The 19878-nt window shown below is 58.7% G+C and carries 13 protein-coding genes; 8 read left to right on the top strand and 5 right to left on the bottom strand.

The annotated features are described in order from the left end of the window. Positions 1 to 80: 80 nt before the first annotated feature. From JNM28_02535 to lysS, 7 genes are all read left to right on the top strand, one after another. Positions 81 to 1538 (top strand): arylsulfatase, encoded by a 1458-nt coding sequence (locus tag JNM28_02535; protein ID MBL8067301.1) that lies wholly within the window; start codon positions 81 to 83, stop codon positions 1536 to 1538. 61 nt (positions 1539 to 1599) lie between these two features. After that, positions 1600 to 2454: a prepilin-type N-terminal cleavage/methylation domain-containing protein gene (locus tag JNM28_02540; GenBank protein ID MBL8067302.1), complete on the top strand. Its 855-nt coding sequence runs from the start codon at positions 1600 to 1602 to the stop codon at positions 2452 to 2454. A 133-nt stretch (positions 2455 to 2587) separates the two neighbouring features. Beyond that, a complete protein-coding gene (locus JNM28_02545) occupies positions 2588 to 3535 on the top strand; it encodes a caspase family protein (protein ID MBL8067303.1) in 948 nt (315 codons plus the stop codon). 20 nt (positions 3536 to 3555) lie between these two features. Beyond that, entirely contained in the window at positions 3556 to 7563 is a 4008-nt protein-coding gene (locus JNM28_02550) for a caspase family protein (protein ID MBL8067304.1), read from the top strand. Positions 7564 to 7696: 133 nt separating this feature from the next. Further along, positions 7697 to 8011 (top strand): co-chaperone GroES, encoded by a 315-nt coding sequence (locus JNM28_02555; protein ID MBL8067305.1) that lies wholly within the window; start codon positions 7697 to 7699, stop codon positions 8009 to 8011. Then, positions 8011 to 9615: a chaperonin GroEL gene (gene groL / locus JNM28_02560; GenBank protein MBL8067306.1), complete on the top strand. Its 1605-nt coding sequence runs from the start codon at positions 8011 to 8013 to the stop codon at positions 9613 to 9615. Before JNM28_02555 ends, groL begins: the two co-directional genes overlap by 1 nt. A gap of 128 nt (positions 9616 to 9743) precedes the next feature. Next, entirely contained in the window at positions 9744 to 11279 is a 1536-nt protein-coding gene (lysS, locus tag JNM28_02565) for a lysine--tRNA ligase (protein MBL8067307.1), read from the top strand. Positions 11280 to 11310: 31 nt separating this feature from the next. Here the strand turns inward: lysS and JNM28_02570 are convergent, their stop codons facing one another. The 5 genes from JNM28_02570 to JNM28_02590 form a co-directional block, all read right to left on the bottom strand. Further along, complete coding sequence (locus tag JNM28_02570; GenBank protein MBL8067308.1) at positions 11311 to 12009, bottom strand: type II secretion system protein; 699 nt, start codon at positions 12007 to 12009, stop codon at positions 11311 to 11313. 115 nt (positions 12010 to 12124) lie between these two features. After that, positions 12125 to 13378: a flagellar hook protein FlgE gene (locus tag JNM28_02575; GenBank protein MBL8067309.1), complete on the bottom strand. Its 1254-nt coding sequence runs from the start codon at positions 13376 to 13378 to the stop codon at positions 12125 to 12127. Positions 13379 to 13542: 164 nt separating this feature from the next. Further along, positions 13543 to 13917 (bottom strand): hypothetical protein, encoded by a 375-nt coding sequence (locus tag JNM28_02580; protein ID MBL8067310.1) that lies wholly within the window; start codon positions 13915 to 13917, stop codon positions 13543 to 13545. Between the two features lie 11 nt (positions 13918 to 13928). Then, the gene (locus tag JNM28_02585) at positions 13929 to 14357 is read right to left on the bottom strand and encodes a hypothetical protein (GenBank protein ID MBL8067311.1); all 429 of its coding nucleotides are present in this window, start codon (positions 14355 to 14357) and stop codon (positions 13929 to 13931) included. A 13-nt stretch (positions 14358 to 14370) separates the two neighbouring features. Continuing rightward, the gene (locus tag JNM28_02590) at positions 14371 to 16425 is read right to left on the bottom strand and encodes a flagellar hook-length control protein FliK (protein ID MBL8067312.1); all 2055 of its coding nucleotides are present in this window, start codon (positions 16423 to 16425) and stop codon (positions 14371 to 14373) included. A gap of 254 nt (positions 16426 to 16679) precedes the next feature. Between JNM28_02590 and JNM28_02595 the strand changes: the two genes are divergently transcribed. Then, entirely contained in the window at positions 16680 to 19877 is a 3198-nt protein-coding gene (locus JNM28_02595) for a beta-galactosidase (protein MBL8067313.1), read from the top strand. Position 19878: the final 1 nt, after the last annotated feature.

The following is a 19878-nucleotide window of genomic DNA, read 5'->3' on the forward strand; positions in this document are numbered from 1 at the left end:
ACATATTGATTTCAAATCCCACAACCGAATGTGTAGGGGGAAACACGACACCGGACTGCGTCTTCTGGTTAAATCCACCCATGCTTGCCGTCGCGGCCTGTTTGGCCGCCATTGCCCCAAAACCCAACATCATCTATATCCTGGCCGACGACCTGGGATATGGCGAGCTCGGTTGCTATGGCCAAAAGGTGATCCAGACCCCCAATATCGACCAGATGGCCCGGGAGGGGATGAAGTTTACCGACCATTACAGCGGGTCGCCGGTGTGCGCCCCGGCCCGGTCGACTTTCTTGGAAGGCAAATCCACCCGCACGAACACAATCCGCGAGAACAAGGAGTTCGGGGACTTCACGGCCACCGGCACCGAGGGACAGTTCCCTTTAGGTCGCGGCACCAAAACCTTGGCGTGGGCCATGAAAAATGCCGGCTACGCCACCGGCGCAGTTGGGAAGTGGGGGCTTGGCGGCCCAGATTCCACCGGCCAACCCAACAAGCAAGGCTTTGACTACTACTTCGGCTATCTCTGCCAACGCCAAGCTCACAACTATTACCCAGACCACCTTTGGGAGAACGAAGCGAAGTATCCGCTCAACAACCCGACCTTTAATGCCCACCAGCAGTTCCCCAAAAATGCCGACCCGAATGATCCGGCATCCTTTGACCGGTACCGGGGCCAGGTCTATTCCAATGATGTGATGCGGGACAAGGCTTTGGACTTCATCGACAAAAACAAGGGAGGGCCGTTTTTCCTCTATGTGCCTTTCACAATCCCCCACGTCTCGCTGCAGGTGCCCGGGGATTCCGAAACCCCGTATTTGGGAAAGCTCGATGAGAAGCCCTATTTGGGCGACAAAGGCTATCTGCCCAATCAACACCCACTGAGCGCCTATGCGGGGATGATCAGCCGGTTAGACGGCTATGTCGGCCAGATCCTTCAAAAACTCAAATCCGATGGGATCGATGACAACACGCTGGTCATCTTCACATCGGACAACGGTCCGACATGGGTCAGCGGCATCACGCCAGACATTTTCGACAGCACTCACGGGCTGCGGGGACGCAAAGCCCAACTTTGGGAAGGCGGCATCAGGGTGCCGTTCGTCGCCAGGTGGCCGGGCAGGATCTCCCCCGGATCCGTCAGCCACGTGCCCTCGGTCATGTACGACATGTTCCCCACTTTTGCCTCGCTTGCCGGTGCGTCGGTACCTGATGGGATCGAGGGGATTTCGCTCGTTCCCGCCCTTACCGGGCAAGGGGAAACCGCCAAGCGGGATTACATCTATTGGGAGTTCTTTCCCCACGATTGGGGCCAAGCGGTGCGCATCGGCAACCTCAAGGCCATCCGGTTCCTCAACCCCAAAAGCAAAGATGCCGGCCACATGTTCGTCTACGACCTGGCCCGGGATCCCGGCGAAACAGCCGATGTCGCCTCGCGCCATCCAGATTTCGTCAAGCGGGCGGTATCCATCATGGCAAGCCGCCGGGATTCGCCCTACGAACCCTGGAACAAGCCGTACGTTTCGGTCACAACCCACTAGCGGGTAGACGGCTGACGGCTTCCGCAACAACCCCGCCACTTGATAGATTTGTCATGGTTTCATGTCAATGCGATTGTTTCAACGCGGATTCACGTTGATTGAGCTCCTCGTCGTCATCGCCGTCATCGCCATCCTCGCCGCCATATTGTTCCCGGTGTTTGCCCGGGCCAAAGATTCCGCCAAGCAAACCGTCGACCTGGCCCACATTAAACAGGTTGGGATTTCAAACATCATTTACAACGCCGACTATGACCAGTCCTACTTGGTCTTCCCTTACGCGGACACCTGGTCAAGCCCTAGCTATTCCCACGGGGAAAAGGGGCCCTTTTGGACCGACCGGTTGATGCCCTACATGAAATCTGGGGAGATTTTTGCCACGGCCGGTAACACCGACCCCGTTTTCTATCCACGCGGATATTGGCAGCCGGGTTCTGGGGGTTCTGGCCAGCCACGAAAATACCGCGTCACCTACGCGCTCAACCACTTGATCTCGCATGCTGATTTCCACCCAGATAACCCCGGGTCGGCCAAAGAATCCGCGATCAACGACCAAGCCGCGACAGTTCTGGCCGGGCCACAGCAACAGCCGTTCACCTTCTCCAGCTGCCAGCCTTCTGCACCCGGGAGTCTGACGATGGATCTGGTTTGGGACATCAGCGACCCGGCGGCGGGTTACGGCTTTGAACTTTGGGGTCAAAAGGGCCTTGAAGGAGGATTCCACGGCGGGGCCAACTTCTCGTTCGTCGACGGCCACGCCAAGTTCGCCCGGGCCGTCAATGCCGGGACCGCCAACGGCGACCTCTACCCCGACCACAGCCGCGACCTGTTTTTGGGATTCTTTGCCGGAGTGAAGACCCATCCGGAGGTCAGCACCGACGGATCTTGCCCGGCCGACCGAAGGCAAGCCGCGTATTAACCCGCTCCGCCCGGATATAATCAGGGAATCTGGTTCCAATAGGTCTCCTTGGAACATTTGAGAAACGAAACGTCCAACAAGCCGTCCGAAAGGGCGAAGATTCGTTGAATCGACGAACAAACAAAGGGCATTGATGAAAAAATTCCTCCTGACCGCATTCCTGGCCGTTTCTGCAATGGCCGCTTTTGCCGAAACCTACTCGCTGAACATCGGCATCAACGACTACCCAACCGTCAAGATGGATGACGGCACCGAAGTGGACAACGACCTCAACGGCTGCGTCAACGACGCGAAGGCGATGCAAGAAGTTTGCGTCGGCAAGTACGGGGTCAAGGCGTCCAACACGCGGCTCTTGCTGGACAAACAAGCCTCGGGCGACAACTTCCTCGGCGGAATCAAGTGGCTCTTTTCCAGCGCCAAAGCCGGTGACCAAGTCGTGATCACCTTCTCCGGACACGGGGCCCAACTCGAAGACCCCAAAGCAGCCGACGGATCCGGTTTCACAGAAGTCATCGTCTTGGCCGACGATACGCTGGTTCAAGACACCTTCTTTTCTGAAGTCGCCAACCTCCTCCGGGTCAACGGAATCAACGCCACATTCATCTTCGACAGCTGCTTCAGCGGCGGGATGAACCGGGCCCCGGGCAAATTTATGGTCAAAACCAAGGGGATCGGAAAAATCAAAGCCAAAGGGAAAATGAAGGCCAACACCGACGCTTTGGCGAAAAACCTCATGACCTTGAAGCCGCGCCAAGCCGCAGGTGGCACCAAACTCGGCGACACCGTGTTCCTGTTTGCCAGCGACAAGGACAAAACAAGCACTGACATCTCAGGGTTGGAAGGCATCCCCGCCCACGGAATCTTCACGCTCTTGTTGCTGGACGCCCTGAACATGGACAAGAACTCCAGCATCATCGACATCTTCTCCGGGATCGACGCATCCTTGAAAGAAATCAATGAAGCCCTGATGAAGCAAGGCAAAGAAGCGGACATGAAAGAATCCGACATCCCGCAGTTCAACCAGCACCCCAACTTCGTCGGGACGGCTGCCCGGGCAGGCAAACCGATTCTTCTGCCGTAACCGGTTCGATAGGGATTCAGATGGGCCGCCTCCTCGCGTTCGCCGCTATGGGGGCGGCCCTTGTTTTTTCAAGTCCAGCCCCACCCCCCGACAAAGCCCAGACCGGTCGACTCCGACTGATCCCAATCGTCAGCGACCAAAGGCTGGAAGACATTCAAGAATCGCCGGACGGCACCCGGCTCCTCACCCACGACCGCGGATTTGCCCCCCGGCTGTGGGATCCGCGGACCATGCGGCTCCTCGCCGTCCTCCCCAACCGGCTCCAAAGCGTGGGGCAAGCCGTGATGTCCGATTCCGGCACTCTCATTGCTACCAACAGCCGCGACGAAATCCGGCTTTGGGAGACGGCAACCGCCCATGTCGTCGCTACGTTCGACGCGGCCAAGGCCGGTTCGCCGTTTATCCGGGTTGCAATCTCGCCCGATGGGAAGCGGGTGGCCATCGCCGGACCCAGCGACGGGTTTTGGCTTGCCGAAGCCCCGGATTTCGAACTCAAGCCGGTCTCAACCGGGATTTCGAGCGCCGACGCCCTAGACCTAGAATTCTCAGCTGACGGCAACCTCCTAGCCCTCAGCACCAAGCAGGATTTTGTCGCCGTCTACGATTTTAAGAGCCGGGGCACGGTCCGGCTCAAAACATCAGCCGAAGGCAATCCCTGGGCCGAGATCTCCGCCGACGGGTCACAGGTTTTGGTCACCTGCGCCGACAACAACGCCTATTTGTTCGAATACCCTTCGGGCCGCAAACTTGGGAGCTTTCCCCACATCATTGGCGAAAAAGGATCCGTGCCCAACACTTTGATGGCGGCTCTCTTTGTCGGCCCGGGGCAATCCGAATTCCTGGTGTGTGGGCCGACGGGGACACTCACCGTTTACGACCGCAAAACCCTTGAAAAAAAGCGGGAGCTCACCGGGTACACGAGACCGGTCCGCGAAATCCGCAAAAGCCGCGACGGGCTTAGGGTCGCCACGTACGAAGACAACGAATTTGCCGATTACGACCCACTGAAGTTGTGGGATGTCGAATCTGGCAAAGAATTCCCGTTCAACCGTGCGGGAGGGCCGACGGCAGGAGCCTTCAGCCCGGACGGATCGGTCTTTTGGGTCGGTTACGAAAATGGAAGCATCGTCCAACACCGCCTTGCTGATGGTGAGTGGAAGGCCACTACTATATCTACCGTTCGGACATTGGACAGTTTGCGGGTCGTGCCCCAAACGGGGAGGGTCCTCGTTTCGCCAACCGACGGGCCGGGAAACAAATTCAGCTTTGATGCCCGTAAGGTCCACCTCGACCAGATTTATTCGACCGGCGCGGCCAAAGCTGACATCTCCCAAAATGGCGCGTTCGCCATCTCCCCGGCTTACGTCAAGAACGAAGACGAATCGCAGTCCGAATACCAGGCCTGCTGGAACCTGGCTACCGACAAGCCAGCCGTCGTGATCTTCAACGACAGCTACAAGGGATCCAGTTGGGGGCCGGACAACAAAATGCTGTCCTTCTCGGATAAGCGGGTTGATCTTTTCGACCCGTACGTTGAGGAGATTCCCGACAATGGAAAAGTCGATTCCTATGTCAAGAACTTCATAGAACTTAATGAGGGGTTCACAATCGCCTGGGCGCGGATGTCCGACGACTTCTCAACCGTCATCGTCGGCATCAAAAACAACGACGGAAACGACATCAACGACTATGTCCAGCTGATCGATGCGGATTCGGGCGAATATTACGACACCATTGCCACAAAGGATTTTGTCGAACCTGGGGCGATCACTTTTGTCAAAGGGCAGCCGTTGGTTTTCTATTCCAGTGCAAACGTCCATGGCATTGACGTCAAAGCCCATAAAGAGATTTGGACGCATACGTTGGACAGCGACACTGTTCAGAAATTCTGCTACTCCCCAGACGGCTCATCTCTCTACCGCCTCTCGCCGACCAAGGTCGAGCGGATCGACCCCGCGAATGGCGACGCCGAAGCAGGATTGGAGATCCCCGGTGGAGGGAACGAATACTTCCCCACCTACTATTTGGATACTGACGGGAAGCTGGCCGCCATCGCGCAGGCCCGCCAGGTCAGTTTCATCGACTTGCGCGGCCTCAAATTAGTCCGGACCGTCACCCGGCCTGACCAAGTGAGCGACCTCCAGTTCTTGACCCCTCAAAACCGGTTGATCATTACCGATGCCACCGAACAGGCCACCATTTGGGAGTTGGATAAGGTTCTGGATCCGGCCGAGCCAGAAAGCCTCGGCCCAATCGGTTCGTTTGTGCTGATGCACAGGACACCGGATCGACCCGACCTGCCCGACAACGCCTGGCTCGTCATGGACAGCGAGGGCCGCTTTGATGCTCCCGACCCCAACAAAGTCGCCGGCGCGGCCTATGTCCTCGAATGGTCTGGCGGGCTTGAACCCATCGATGTCGGCCAGCTCAAGTCGCTCTATTACGAGCCCGGGCTCTTTGGCAAACTTTTGGGTTTTGACAATGAAGCAAGGCGGCCGGTGCCCGACCGGGAAACAATCCGATTGTTCCCAGAAATCACCGTCACCCCAAATAAATCGAACCCGAGCCGGCTGACCGTGACTTTGACCGACCGGGACAACGGGGGGATTGGCCAGGCCGACATCTATCTCAACGGCAAACTCGTGGCGACAAAATCCGGATCCGGCTTCTTCACACTAGACACCACCGAATACAAGCCGTTCTTCTTGCCCAAATCGCAGTTGGGCGAAGGCAAAGGAAACCTGCTCACCATCGTCGCCGCAAACGCCCGCGGCGACCTCAAGAGCCCGCCCACCGTCATCGACCTCGGCATTCCAGAAGACCTGGCCGTCCCACCGACAAACATTTATGGGCTGTTCGTCGGCGTCGGGAATTATGTCGGCACGTCGCGCGATTTGACCGCGCCACCCTACGATGCACGGGTTTTGGGCCAGGCCGTCAAGTCGGTTGCCGAGCGGCTTCTTCCGGGGAAAGTCCACATCACGGTAATGACGACTGACGACTCCGCCAACCAGCCCGACCGAAAACCGATCCTCGATTGGTTTGCCGACGTCGCGCAAAAGGCAACGTCTTCAGACATTGTCGTCGTCTTTTTTGCCGGGCACGGGACCAGCTCGGTCGCCGGCAAGTCCGGCTATTTCTTCCTAACCGCCGGAGCCGACCCGTCTGATATTTCCGCCGCGGTTTTGGGAGTCCACACAATCAGTGGCGACGACCTGCAGCAAGCGCTTGGGCAAATCCCTGCCGGCAAGCAGGTCATTGTCCTGGATACCTGCCATAGCGGCGCCGCCGCCGGAAACTTGATCCAAGACCGGAGCTCGGGCAGCGACTACGTCCGCGCTTATGAAGCCATCCGCGACGCCACCGGCACCTGGCTCCTTGCCGGAGCCGCCGCCGACCAGATGAGCTACGAGAGCCGCTCGGTCGACCACGGGCTGCTCACCTACGCCTTGCTTGAAGCCTTAGACAGGGTTTCCCCGGCTGGGCTGAGGGCAACCAACAGCGGGGATATGTTTGTGGATGTCGGAAAATGGCTCGGATATGCCGCCGACCGGGTGGAATCTTTGCGGGCCGAAGTCGGAATCGACGGCGTTCAAAAACCCGAACTGAAGCGGTCCAAAAACGACGCCTCATTCGATATCGGCGTGACGGGTGAGAGGTTCCGGGGCGAAATCGGGCTCAAACCACCAATGCCCATCGTGCTTATGGGCACGTTCGACCAAGATGAGGAAGACCCGCTCGGGCTAGAGCCCTTGATTGCCGATGCCATCAAAGACCAGCCGAATTACAAACTGTGGCTGAATGTGGCCAAACACCCCAATGCATTCCGGGTGGCAGGTCAATACACTGTCGCCGGCGACAAAGTCGCCTTGCGCCTCTTTATTCAAAGGTTCGACGGCAAACTCACGCGGACGAACATCAAAGTCGTGGAAATCGCAGGGGTCAAACAAGACATTCCGGGTCTTGTCCAAAAAATCAAAGAAACCGTCGCCCGCGAGGTGCCGAGCCTTGCGGTTCAAGGCGGGTAACGGGCCGATTGACCCGTCTGGGACCGCCCCGGGTCCACCGTCCCAACAAAGCTGGAATTAGCAGTCTCGCTGGTACACTGCCAAAACACTTCCCGTCTTGGGAATCACAGCACGAGGAGAACCACCAGAACCCATGAACCTCAAACCGTTGCACGACAGAATCATCGTGGAACCGGCTAAAGCCGAAGAAACCACCGCCGGCGGCATCATCTTGCCCGACAGCGCCAAAGAAAAACCCCAGCGTGGCACCGTCCTCGCGGTCGGCCCCGGCAAAACGCTGGACAGCGGCGAAAAAGCCCCGGTCGACATCAAAACCGGCGAAGTCGTTCTTTACGGCAAGTACAGTGGCACCGAAGTCACTGTGGCCGGCAAAGACTTCGTCATCCTCCGCGCCGACGACGTACTGGGAGTCGTCACCGAAACCAAAGTCAAGGCAGGTAAGAAGTAATGGCAGCCAAGGAACTCAAATTCAGCAACGATGCCCGCAAACTCATCGAAAACGGCGTTGACAAGCTCGCCAACGCCGTCAAGGTGACCCTCGGCCCGCGCGGGCGCAATGTCGTCCTCGAAAAGAAATTCGGTTCGCCAACCGTCATCAACGACGGCGTCACCATTGCGAAGGAAATCGAAGTCGAAAACCGCTTCGAAAACATGGGCGCGCAACTCATCCGCGAAGTCAGCAGCAAAACCAACGACCTCGCCGGGGATGGCACCACCACCGCAACCGTGCTTGCCCAAGCCATCTTCAAAGAAGGCGTTAGGAACGTGGCCGCCGGCAGCAACCCCATGCAAATCAAAAAGGGGATCGAAGCCGCCACCGACGCCATCGTGGCGGAACTCGGCAAACTCAGCAAGCCGGTCAAGGGCCGCGCTGGGATGAACGAAGTCGCCACCATCAGCGCCAACGACCCGGAAATCGGGGCGATGGTCGCCGAAGTCATCGACACCGTCGGTAAGGATGGCGTCGTCACCGTCGAAGAATCCAAAGGCACCGACACCAACTTTGAAATCGTCGATGGCCTTCAATTCGACAAGGGCTATCTCAGCCCCTACTTCATCACCGATCCCCAACGGATGGAAACCGTTTTCGAAGACCCCATGATCCTCTTCTATGAAAAGAAGATCAGCACGGTCCAAGACCTCGTGCCCATCCTGGAAAAAGTCCTCAAATCCGGCAAAGCTCTGGTCATCGTCGCCGAAGACGTCGAAAACGAGTGCCTGGCCACTTTGGTGCTGAACCGGCTCCGCAGCAACCTGCCGGTCGCTGCCGTCAAAGCACCGGGATTCGGCGAGCGGCGCAAGGCGATGATGGAAGACATGGCCATCGTCACCGGAGGCCAATTCGTCACCGAAGACCTTGGGCTCAAGCTTGAAAATGTCGATCTCGGCATGCTCGGTTCGGCTGCAAAGGTCGTCATCACCAAAGATGAAACCACTTTCGTCGGCGGCAAGGGCAAGAAGGATGCGATCAACGGCCGCATCGCCCAAATCAAACGAACCATCGAAACCACCGAATCCAGCTACGACAAGGAAAAGCTGCAAGAGCGCCTCGCCAAGCTGAGCGGCGGTGTCGCCGTCATCAAAATCGGTGCCGCCACCGAAACCGCGATGAAGGAAAAGAAAGCCCGCATGGAAGACGCCCTCGCCGCAACCCGCGCCGCCCTTGAAGAAGGGATCGTGCCCGGAGGCGGAACCGCGCTCCTCCAAGCCGGCGACAAGGCCCTCAAGGGGCTCAAGCTCGAAGGCGATACCGCCATTGGGGCCGACATCATCCGCCGCGCCATCGAAGCGCCCCTGCGCACCATTGCCCAAAACGCCGGGGTCGAAGGCAGCGTCGTGGTCGACAAAGTCAAAACCGGGAAGGCCGGCATCGGCTTTAACGCCGCCACCCTGGAGTTCGAAGACCTGCTGAAGGCCGGCGTTGTCGACCCGGCAAAAGTGGTTCGGACAACCCTTCAAAACGCCGCTTCCATCAGCGGGCTGCTGCTCACCACTGAGTGCGCGATCGCCGAGCTTCCGGAAGAAGAAGAAGACCACCACCACGACCACTAAGGTCGCGGCTGGTTCCGTATCCAAGCCCCCACCCCGCTCAAGCCGGGATGGGGGCTTGCTTATTGGCAGTGGTTGTGCCGCGTCCCCAGCCGCATCCGAACCCAAACAGTAAACTCCCCACCCTCACCATGAGCGAAGAGCGTACGATCCGCGAAATCCGCCTCGACAAGCTGCAACAGCTGCGCGAACTCGGTTTTGACCCCTATGCAACCGAAAAATTCCAGATCGACCACTCTGCCAAACATCTGCTCGACAATTTCGACAGTCTCGCCGTGCTTGAAGAAGGCGCCGAAAAGCCGACGGTATCTTTTGCCGGCCGCATCGTGGCCCTGCGCGAAATGGGGAAGGCCGCCTTCGCTCACCTCAGCGATGGCGACGACAAGATCCAAATCTACGTCCGCAAAAACGACCTGGACGAATGGAATGGCAACGGGTGGGCTGCGTTCAAGCTGCTCGACATCGGCGACCATGTCGGCATTACGGGTTACCTCTTCAAAACCAAGACCGGTGAAAAATCAATCCACGTCCAGACGGTCACCCCGCTCAGCAAATCCTTGCACGCACTCCCCTTGGGTAAAGAAAAAGATGGAGAGCAATGGTACGGCCTGACCGACGTCGACCAGCGGTACCGGCACCGCCACCTCGACCTCGTCTGCAACCACGAAGCCCGGGAGCAACTGCTCAAGCGCTCGCACATCGTGCGGGAAGTCCGCCACTTCTTTGACAACCGGGGGTACATCGAAGTCGAAACGCCCCTCCTCCAACTCGAAGCCGGCGGTGCCGCCGCCCGGCCGTTCCTCACCCACTACAACGCCTACGACCTGCAGGTCAAGCTGCGGATTTCCCTTGAGCTGTATTTGAAGCGGATCATCTGTGGCGACGTGCCCAAGGTGTACGAAATTGGCCGGGTGTTTCGGAACGAGGGCGTCTCCAACCGCCACAACCCCGAATTCACCCTCCTCGAATGGTACGAAGCCTACGCCAACCTGGAAGACATGATGGCGTGCGTCGAAGACCTTTTCCGACACGTGGCGCTTGCCGTGTTTGGAGAATCAAAGCTCCATGGACTCGATTTCGGCCAGCCGTGGCACCGGGTCGACCTCATGACCGCGATCCACGAACGCTCTGGAATTTCGCCCGAAGAGCTCACTTCCATTGATTCCGCCAAAGCCGCCATGAAGCGCGTCGGACTGCCCACGGAAAAGGAAAACAACCTCGGCGGAATCATCGAAAAACTCCTTGAACATTTTGTGGAGCCGCACCTGCAGGAACCGACTTTCGTCGTCGGCTACCCCATCGAAACTTCCCCGCTCGCCAAAAAAGACCCCAACCGCCCCGGTTTCACCCGCCGGTTTGAAGGGTATGTGCTGGGCCGGGAGATCTGCAATGCCTTTAGCGAGATTAACGACCCGATCGACCAGCGTGAACGGTTTGAGCAGCAATTGGGCGAGCGCGACAAAGGCGATGACGAAGCCCACCCCATGGATGAACAGTTCCTTTACGCATTGGAAAGCGGCATGCCCCCCACCGGAGGCTGCGGTATCGGCATCGATCGGCTCGTCATGCTCCTCACTGGGGCTGAGCATTTGCGGGAAATCTTGCTGTTCCCCATGATGCGGCCCGAGATCCGGCACGACAACCCAGATCTTTCAGAAGAAGAGTGAAAGCCGCAACGGGCAAGTTGCGGCGAGAGCCTTAATACTTGCGGATGTCTTTCTTGATCCACTTCGCGTGCATGTCGAAGTAGATTTCGTTGCGGCCCCCGTTATGGGCAGACCACCCTTCTTGCGGCGGTTCGCTGCCGCCGACATTCCACAGGGAGTGGGAATAGTTCCACCATCCGGCCTCGTAAAAGGGCGTCATCAACCATTCTTGAGAACTCACCGTCGTACCTTTGGCATCACAGACCGCGGCCGGGTTCCGGCCCCGGGTGAACCTGGTCGAAGCCTGGTTGGTTTCCGCCAGAAGGTCACTGACATAGTGGGTTCTTCCCTTAGCATCGTCGTCTATGCCGTTCAACCGCCACGGTTTGTCGAAGTGGCTCATCCAACCCGTAAGTTTCTGGGTGCCCAAGGCAGGCGAAAAATAGAGTTGGGTGTTTTTGATATAGGGGTGCCAAAGCGGCATAAAGCTTCCGACGACCGCATATTTCCTGTGATCCGCGCGAACTTCCAGAGTCAACTGCAAGTCGCTATCGGGAATCCAGGGCATCAAGTCGTCGAAATCGCTGATGTACAGCTCGTTGCCCAACCCGATCTGACGCAGGTTGCTGAGGCAAAACGTCCGCTTGGCCGCCTGCTTGGCCTGGGCGAAGACGGGAAAAAGGACCGCCGCCAATATTGCAACGATTGCAATGACGACAAGGAGTTCAATCAAGGTGAAGGCGCGTCCCACAGCCCACTCTACCAGTCAAAGTATTAAGAAATTGTCATGTTATGTTATTGCATAACATTCACAAATGGAATGGCCGCCCTAAGGCGGCCGCTCCATCAGGATGAAAATCTTAGGCTTAGCGCTTCATGTTGATCAAATCTTGCAGCATTTCGTCGACCGTGGTCACAACCCGCGTGTTGGCTTGGAAGCCACGTTGAGTGATGATCAAGTCGGTGAACTCGTTCCCGATGTCGATGTTCGACTGCTCCAAGAACCCGGCGTTAATTTGGCCGCGGCCACCGCTGCGCGGGGCGCCGACGACCGGAACCCCGGAGTTGTCCGTGTTGCGCCAAAGGTTCGAACCTTGGCGTTCCAAACCGTTCGGGTTCGGGAAGATTGCGCTGGCGATCTGGCCGAGCGATCGGGTCAGGCCGTTGGTGTAAAGACCGACGATAATGCCATCGGTGTTCACACTGAACGAACTCAACGATCCCGGCTCAAAACCGTTTTGACTGCTGGCCTGCACCTGCATTTCGGTAGCCAGTTGGCTGATGCCGCCAAAATCCAAATCAACCGAAAAAGCAGGGACGCCGCCCGCCGCCGGCGGGGTGACCGTGATCGTTCCCGGGCTACCCGTGAGCATCGCCCCGTTGGCAGGGTCGAAAGTCAACGAACCGGATCCGGTCACCGTTGTGCCGCCCGCACCGGCAACCGTCCAATCCCACTGGTTGGGGGTTGCCGATTCAGTCAGGGTTAGGGTCAGGTCGTGGGAGCCGCCGAGCGAATCGAACACCCTCACGATACTTTGAGTGCTGGCCAAACCGGCATTGCTGAATTCGCGGCTATCCAAGTTGCCGGCGTAAGTCACGTTGGTCGTGACCTGCACAGCCGTGCGGGCGCCGATCGGAACCGTGAGGTTTGAGGCCGGGCTGATTGGAGCGTTCGTATTGATGTTGCCCGTCGCCGGATCCGCCGGCCACCCCATCAAGCGCTCGCCCGTTGCTCGGTGGACAATGTCGCCATTGGCATCAAGGTCAAAGGAGCCGTCGCGGGTGTAGGCCAGGCGCTCGCCGTTGCTCACGAGGAAGAAGCCGTTGCCCTGGATGGCAAAGTCGGTTGGCCGGTTGGTGGCGTTCAGCGAACCCTGCTCGGTGTTGATGTCGGTTCCGGCAACGAGGACGCCGAGACCGAATTGGATCGCGTTCGTCCCCCCAAGGCCGCCGGTCGGGCGGCTTGCCCCCCGAACCGTTTGAGCAAGCATGTCTTGGAACGTCACCCGGCTGCCCTTATAGGCGGTAGTGTTGACGTTGGCCAAGTTGTTCCCAATCACGTTCATGCGCGTTTGTTGCGCTTTGATGCTGGCGACCCCAGCAAGCATGGCTTGTAGCATTTTTTCTTCCTTGTTTCTTGAGTGTTTTCCAGGAAACTTGGGGAAGACTCAGCCATTCATGCTTTCGTCCAAGTTCACAACCCTTGACAGGTTGTGGCCACTCTTCATTACCCAAGTTTCTTAGTGTCATTATCGGTTGGCCTCTTGTGTTTTTGCAGAGTTGCTTACACAATTACGGCTGAATCGATGTTGGTGAATACGTTGTCTTTAAGGTGGTTTTGGTCAACGGCCGTGATGACAGTCCGGTTGCGAACGCTGACCACCAGCGCGATGTCGTCGATCATCACAAGACTTTCCTTCGCTCCCTTTTGAGCCGCCTTTTCCACGCCGTCCAGCACCCGTTGCCACTTGTCGGCATCCAATTGGATCTCCCGGCTTTCCAAGCGCGTTTTGGCGTGGTTGCTCACTTTGAGCCGGTCGGCCAAAACGGCCTGGAAATCGGCTCCAGCCGCCGGGGAGGCGTTAGCCGGCGGGCCCTGGCTGACCCCACGGTTCTGGATTAGGTCCGCGACTTTGTTGTTTTGGATCGGACTGCTCATCTTTGCGTTCCTTAGCGGGCGATTTCCCGGATGTTCCCGATTTCGACCTCGACCAAACCGCCGTTTGCTTCACGCAGTCCAACGATTTGCTTGCCGTCGCGGTTGGTGATCCGCTCAACCATTCCGGTGACGGTGCTGTTTGTGCCCGTCGTGTTCCCGGCATCGGTCATCGGCCGGACTGCCGTGACAGTTCGGCCGATCATGGCCGATCCGTTCAGCGTGTTCAGGCTGGCTTTCAGGTCATCCATGCCCTCCACCTGGCCGAGTTGGGCCATCTGGGCAAAGAAGTCGCGGTCATTCATCGGTTCCAGGGGGTTCTGGTTGGCAAGTTGAACCGTCAGGAGGCGCAAAAACGCATCCATGTTCAATTCGCTCTTGGCTTTGGGCGCCCCGCCTGCGTTTGTGTAGGTGAGGGCGCCGGTTGGATCGATTGAGTTCATGATTTTCTCTCTGTCACGCGGCCAAATCCACCCGGCCCGAGGCGACCGCCTGGTAAGATGGTTGCCGGGCAGGATGAGTCTCGGCAGTTGCGGGAATCTGCGCCAAATTGGCGGCGGTCCGGAAGTCGTCGCGGGTCAGGTTTTGACCTCCCTGACCCTGGGAGTTGTTGGGGTTTTGGCTTTGAGAGCCTACGTTCATCGAACCAACGGACGTGCCCTTGGCTTCGATGGAGCTCACAAGGTCAGCTCGGTGGTTGGCCAGGCTTTGGCGAACCGCATCGTCACTAGCCCGAAGATCAACATCCACACGGCCAGGGGCACCCTTAACGCTGATATCGATCGTCCCCAGGTCTAGCGGGGTGAGCTGGATCTTTACCGACTGGGGCCGGCGGGCGGCGGCCAGGTCGGCGACCGTTTGGGCAATCTCCGCTCTAGCGTCCCGGACAGCGTGGTCGGCGGTTCGGTTATCTGTCACTACCCGGTCCACGGCGGGGTCACCGGAAGTTTGCGGGTTGCGCCCCGTGGCATGGATTGCGGTCGGGGAGTCCGGGAGTTCGAACTTGCCTTTGTCGTCCTTCTCCGGAGCATCGGCGATTCCAATCTCCTCGTTGGTGTCGTGGAGGGAGGCCGACGGTTGCTTGGAGAGTTGAAGTGGGGCAGCCATCGTAAACGATTCCTGCTCCACTCCCATCGCGTCGGATTCAGGTGAAACCGTCGCAGATTCCCCTTGGATCGACGGCTTTGGAATGGCGGTGCCGGCTTCGGCGATCACCTGTGCCGCCGTGAGGGCCGTGGTCGGCGTGCTGACCTCGGCCATAGGCGAGGAGGTTGTGACAGCTTTGACTTCGACATCGCGGACATTGAATCCGGCCAAGCCAAGACCCGTTGCGATTGCCCCGTTCAATTTTTGGCTGGGGTCGGAGCCCAAGCCAGTTTGAATGTTTTGGAAACGCGGATGCCAGTTTGGCTTTCCGAATCCATTTTGGTCATCCGGGCGGCCCTGGCCGGTGCCGCGGTACATGGTGCCCGGCAAAGCGGTTGACCGCCCATCTGCGCCCGGGGTTCCGCCTTCTCGCCCGGCTCTGAGGCCAGATGTTTGGGCGGATGATTGGACAGGGGCCGGTGATCCGACAGTTTCTGACGCATCGCCTAGCCCCGGTTTCGGAATCGGCTTGATCCGCTCGCCTTCATCAAGGCGCAGGGGGATAGTGTGCATTCCGCCGAGCGGGCTGCTTGAATCGGTTGCCTGGGCATTGGCGGGTGGGACGGAATCGGTGGCACCTTTACCCGCCGAAACAAGATCGCCATCTGGGGCAACCGGTTGGCTTTGGATTGCATTCCCAATCGCTTTCCGGATTGATTCTTCCAGGGCGCTCTTCACTTGAGGGGTCAGAGCCACTTCACCCGTCGGTTCAAAAAGCTTTTCAAAGGCGGACTGGACTGCTTGGTCGATATCAGAAGCAGAACCTCCGTTGTCGGCACCGTCTTTCGCCCCGTTGACCTGGGGCCGGGAGCCAGTTGGGTCAACCCACACCGCCGGCCGCTGTCCAAATGGGTCGGAACCGCCTCTAGAGCCGAACGGGTTTGGCCGCGCTCCAGTTGGGTCGGGATAAAGGTCGGGCTGGCTGTTGAACCAGAGCCCCGTCGGCGCCGAAAAGAGGTCGGGCTGACTTTCGATGGAAAGTCCGGCCGGTTGGGGGAAGAGGTCAGGCTGGCTGTCCAGTCTGAGTACGGGTTCGCAGGTGACCCGGAAGACGCAATCAATTGGCCGAGACGATGTCGAATCGACCTGCAGCCCCTTGGTGGGCGATCCGGGGCCCTGGCCCGCGACGTCCGCAACCGGTTGAATCGGTATCCGGCCAAGGTTCAGGTCCAGCGCGACCATCTGGGCAATCAGCCCACTCGGGTCTACTTCCTGATCTTGGCTACCATCGAGCGCGGTTTCCAATTGGGTCGAGAATTCCTTCCCGGCCTCCATCGACACCGTTTCCGATGCCTTTCCAACCGTTGCACCCGAGGGTTCGAACCGATTCCCCGATGGGCTTCCCATCAGTTGAATCAAATCCATTTTCTTGCCTCGTTCTGTGGCTTGTGTTCAATCTTCGGCTCTCCCCCGCAATATTTTCAGGCTTCATGGCAGATAGGCTTCAAAAATGACGCAATGTGGCCCCGGTAGCCAGGGAGCCCAGCCTGTCATACTGCAAAAAGGCCGGACACGATTGAGGCTTAGTACGGTGGTTGTACTGGGAAAACCCACTATCCCGCACCTAACCCCTGCCCACATGTCCGATCAAGCGATTTTTAAAAAACGGCGCTCCAACGATGCCCAAAAAGAAAACAGAGTCCGACCAACAGGCCGATGGCCAAGCCATTGATGCCGCCGCAGCGACAAAGCGGCGACGCAGAACCGCCGACGACATCCTTTCCAAAGTCCCCGACCAGCCGGAACCAGAAAAAGCCAAACCGAAACAACCGGCTGTCCGGCAAAAAACTTTGGCCGAAGAAGTTGTCGAGGACAAGGATAAACCAAAGCCCAAACGGACGGTCAAGCCGAAAGCTGAAGCCCCGGTGGCCGCACCTGAAGCCACCGCAGAGTCGATACCCGCAACTGAAAAGCCCAAGCGGGCAACCCGCCGGACGAAAAAGCCTGCCGGCGGAGACGATCTGATCGACCCCAATGGCGTGTTCACTTTGACGTGGCGGGAGAAATCCACCGCCCCTCGGCCGACTCGGGTCGCGGAAGATAGCGACTTCGAGGATCCGGAAGACCGGATCGCGATCCTTTCTTGGCGTGAACCGGGTCTGGTGCCACGCCCCGCTGAAGTTGAACAAGAAGCTGCCGCTGAAGAAGCGTCCCCGACCCGACGTTCCCGCAAGCGGCGTGGGGATGCCGAACCGACTGCCGCCGACGCTTTTGCCGAAAAGCCGTTGGAAGTGAACTTCCGCCGGAGAGGAGCCGAACGCGCCGCGACCACGGAAACCGATCTCGAACCAGAACCGTTGCCCGTTCAAGAGCCGGAACCCGAACCGGTCGCCGCCGAGCCGGTGAGATTGCCAATCGAGAGAAAAGAAGGAGCGGCCCAGGTTGCCCTGCACCGAGGGCATCCGACAATCATCCGGCAACAGCGCGCTTTTGCCCCCATCATGTTCTATGCCGATGCCCAAAGTTCCGAACAGCGGGGCATCGTCCTCGAAGAACTCAAAGAAGCAGCCGACCAAGGCCTGGAAATTTTTTCGTTCCGCTTGGCCCTCACAGTCGGGGTCGCAAATGCCCCGGCAGCCGTCGATTTCGCCGTCCAACTCGCCCGTGACGCCACTTCGGTTGCCCCAGGGATTCAACTAGTCCCCCGTATCAGCTTTGCCACCCCCGACAACTGGCAGTCCGAATTCCCCGATGCCTTCTACCGCTACTTGAATGGCGATATCGCCGACCCGAGCGTCAGCGACGACGCTTATTGGGATGAGGCCGGAAGGACGCTTGAATCCGTCATTGCCGGCATCCGAGAATCGGATCAGGCGGCGCAGTTCATGGGGGTCCACTTTGACCAACACGAATGGTTCCTCGACGAAGAGGACGGTTACGACATCAGCCAGGCGAGCCGGGCCAAATTCCGGCGGTGGTTGCGCATGCGGTATCGGAACGACATCGTCTCCCTCCGCGCCGCGTGGTTCGATGGCGGGGCAGAATTCGATTCCATCGCCATCCCGGATTACCGGGAAGGGTTGGGCGGTGAAGAATTCGTCCGTACCGACAGACGGGCCCGCCGATGGGTGGACTACCACCTGTTTGTCAGCGACGAGATTGTAGAGCGCATCACCAAGATGTGCTACGCGGCAAAGAAGGCGTCAGACGGCGATTTCCTTGTTGGCGTCAGTTACGGTTACACCTTTGAATGGAGCCATCCGTTCAGCGGGCACCTGAGCCTCGGAAAACTCCTCCGTTGCGACGAACTCGACTATGCCGCAGGGCCAAGCAGCTACCGCGACCGTGAGCCGGGCGGCACCGCCGCCTTCCCCTTCCCCGTGGATAGCTTTGCCATCAACGGCAAACTCTATATGGCGGAAGAAGACTTCCGCACCCCGATCAGCGGACGCGAAGACCGGAACCTCATGCGCAACCCGCTCATGAAGACCCCGCAAGCCCTGGAAAGTGCCCACTGGCGAGGAGTCGGCGGCGCTTTGGCCCATGAAGGGGGGGTGATTTGGATGGATTCGAATGGATCGGGTTGGCTCAACAGCCCGGGGATTTGGGAGCGCGGCAAGGAAGTTCGCGAACTCTTGGCCCGTCGGCTCGCATCCGGAAAACCATCCCCCGATGTCGCCTTCTTCATCGATGAGCGCTCGCTCGCCTATCTCACCGACCCGAGGGCCTTCGAAATCCTCATCCAGCAAGTCCGCGAGGCTCTGCTCCGGTCCGGCTTGAGCGTCGGCTTCTTCCTGTTGAGCGACCTAGCCCACCGCGAAAACTTCCCTGAATGCAAGTTGCATATTTTTGTGAATGCATGGGATATGCGGCCCGAAGTCAGGAGTGCCATCAAACAGCGTCTCCAACGTAATGGCAAGACCTTGTTCTGGCTCTACACCGCCGGATTGTTCGAAGCCGGGCGAGACAGCTTGGAGCGGGTCCGAGAAGTCACGGGGATCGCCTTGCGGCCGCAGCCCTTCAACTGCAAATCGGGCACGACCCTCCTCAACACGCGGGAAGAACTCAGCAGCCAACTCGACCAGTCGGAACTCGCCCAGGGCGGGCAGCTTGAACCGAGCTACTTCGCGATCCCAGAAGATGCCATGGTCCTTGGCGAATACACCGAAACTGGCCTCCCGAGCTTTGTCGTCGCCCGAGTGACCGAAGGCGCACCCAGCGAACGGTGGACATCCGTTTTCCTAGGCGAACCGATGGTTTCGCCGGGGCTGTTCCGCGCCCTCGCCCACCAAAACGGCGCGCATGTTTGGGCATTTGACAACGACTTGGTCCACGCCAACCCGCCATTCGTCACCATCCACTGCCAAGGCACTGGCCCGCGGTCGCTGATGCTGCCGGACAACTGGGCCGCCTACCATGTGGACATGCAGGAATACATCCCCGTCGAAAACGCCTGCATCAAGTTCAAAGCCGTCGATGGCAGCACCCACACTTTCCTCGTCGGCACTCTCGGAGATATCCAGGCGATCCTGAACAGCGACCCTGCCGAACTCTTGCAAGTCACCGAACCGGTCGTGCGTGAAGAAAACACCCTGCATCTGGATCGCATCGCGTTCGATGTCGCGATCATGAAGCTGGACGAATGGGTCGAAGAGACCTGGAGCGAAGACCATGCCGACGACCTGCTCCTCCGCCCCTCGATGGTCGATTCCGTCGACGAATCAGCAGAAGAGGCGGGTGGCGACGAAGAATCGGCGGAAGACGACCGCACCTCGGGACGCCGGCGCAAACGCAGGCGACGGAGCCCCGAACGCCAAAAAGGTGGCGAATCGTTTGGCCAGACCGGTGTGAGCGTTCTCTTCAGAAAGCGGAATTGAC

The organism is Armatimonadota bacterium, from assembly GCA_016789105.1.
GTDB lineage: Bacteria > Armatimonadota > Fimbriimonadia > Fimbriimonadales > Fimbriimonadaceae > UphvI-Ar2.